2 protein-coding genes are annotated in these 1,770 nt (G+C 59.9%); both read right to left on the bottom strand.

Translation table 11 applies throughout. The annotated features are described in order from the left end of the window. Nucleotides 1-117, bottom strand: a 117-nt coding sequence (locus BVER_RS30980) for a succinate dehydrogenase, cytochrome b556 subunit (protein ID WP_440588113.1), incomplete at its 3' end; no start/stop codon positions are given. Between the two features lie 167 nt (nt 118-284). Beyond that, nucleotides 285-1,082, bottom strand: a complete 798-nt coding sequence (locus tag BVER_RS28745; protein WP_050456124.1) for a GntR family transcriptional regulator — start codon at nt 1,080-1,082, stop codon at nt 285-287. Nucleotides 1,083-1,770 lie beyond the last annotated feature (688 nt).

The raw sequence follows: 1,770 nt of genomic DNA, 5'->3' as shown, positions 1-1,770 counted from the left end.
GCCACTGACACGATGCAGGATCGACACCTTCCCTGCGAGCGGCAAGCGGTATTGCGCGAGTTGGCCGATCCCGATGTTCCGGTACTCGGGCCTTGGTTTTTTTACGGCTTCAGCCATGCTAGACCCCAACTGGTGATAACACTAACCCGCGATTCTAGCGCCTTTTCATTTCGCGCTGCAGCGAAACGCCGCAGAAGACACTATTGTTTTTCTCGCGAAAATCGCATATTCGAGCGCCTTGCGCGATCGTTCGCCGATTCGCGCAAAGCCCATCGTCCTTTCGTTCAACTCAAGTCATTCTGATAGTAGTAGCCGGTCGTCACGTACCAGCCGCGCCGCACCTCGACAGGGCGATCGCCGTACGTATAGGACACGCGCTCCACTGAAAGAAGCGGAAACCCTTGAGCCACGTCAAGCAATTGCGCGACGGTTTCGTCGGCCGCGACCGCGCGGATCTTCTCCGATGCACGGATCATGCGCGTGCCGAATTCGGTCTCGAACATCGCGTAGAGCGGGCCTTTGTAGTCCGCGAGACGCTCGGCCGTCAGGCCGCGAAAGACCGCGCCAGGAAGCCAGATCTCGTCGAAGACGGTGGTCACGCCATCAAACTGCAATAAACGCTTGATAAGAACGACGGGGTCGGCGGGCTTCAGGTCGAGTTGCCGCGCGATTTCGGCCGGCGCACGCAGGCGTTTGCATTCAAGCAGGCGGCTGATGTGAGGATGAGCGTCGCCGTCGTCGGGCAGAAGGCGCAGGAAGCGGAACTGTACGCGATCTTCGCTGTGCGTCGCAACGAACGTGCCTTTGCCCTGACGGCGCACGAGCAGATTGTCGGCGGCGAGTTCGTCGATGGCCTTGCGCACCGTGCCCTGGCTCACCTTGTAGCGCGCGGCCAGTTCGACTTCGCTCGGAATGATTTCGCCGGGCTTCCATTCGCCCGACTCGAGGCCTTGCGTAATGAGCGACTTGATCTGCCGGTATAGCGGGCTGAACGTCGGCGAAGGGGCGCCCGCCGGCTCGGGCGCGGATGCGCCGCCGTCGGGATTCGTCGTGCTCGCCGGGTTGGAATTCATGCCGCGCATTTCAACACAAAGGCGCGCCGGGCGTCCAGACCCCCTGGCAAATTACTATGTCTTATATAAGACATAAGATACTGTTGACATTACCTAAGGGCACTCCTACGCTCCTTGGCGAGCAAGGGTTTGCGGGTCATTGCACGGCCGGAACGTTTGCCGGTCGGCGCACTGTCCACCGCGTTTTCCGCACGGACCAGCGCCACCGGCACACAGAAGCCTAAGGCCGCGCATGCAACCGCCAGGCACGCCCTTTCGCTTTGCCTTACGCCGATCGGCCATTCGATTTGCGCTCCGCTGCTTGGCCCTGTCTCGCAACGTCATGCGCAGTCTCGTTTCGGGCGCTTGCCGTTGGTCCCGAGCGAAAACGGCATCCCTGTCTCTTCCGTACACCCCCGCTCCCGAAAAATCCTGGCATGACAGCCGAACCGCGATGGTGATCCGCCGCGCGAATCGTCACGCTCCATGCGGCGCAAGCCCGCTTGCAGCGGCGCTTCGAGCGATTCGCCCGCGCGCAGGCTGGCATGTCTTCATCAACGCTTGGCGTATCGCGCATAAAATAGCGTTTTTCCCTAGGCTCTGTTCACATTTGAAGAAATGTGTTTACATCTCATCTTTTGCGTAAGCGATCAAGATGAGTCGAATGTTGCTGACCGATGAGATATGGGGACGACTGGAGTCCATTGTTCCGGGTAAG

Source organism: Candidatus Burkholderia verschuerenii (genome assembly GCF_001189365.1).
Classification (GTDB): Bacteria; Pseudomonadota; Gammaproteobacteria; order Burkholderiales; family Burkholderiaceae; genus Caballeronia; species Caballeronia verschuerenii.
Note: the sequence above shows the minus strand (reverse complement) of the source record. Positions and strands in the feature narration are given on the sequence as shown.

Bases quoted from the DNA above. Each gene is read 5' to 3' on its own strand.
- BVER_RS28745 (WP_050456124.1), bottom strand. From the start codon at position 1,082: ATGCGCGGCATGAATTCCAACCCGGCGAGCACGACGAATCCCGACGGC.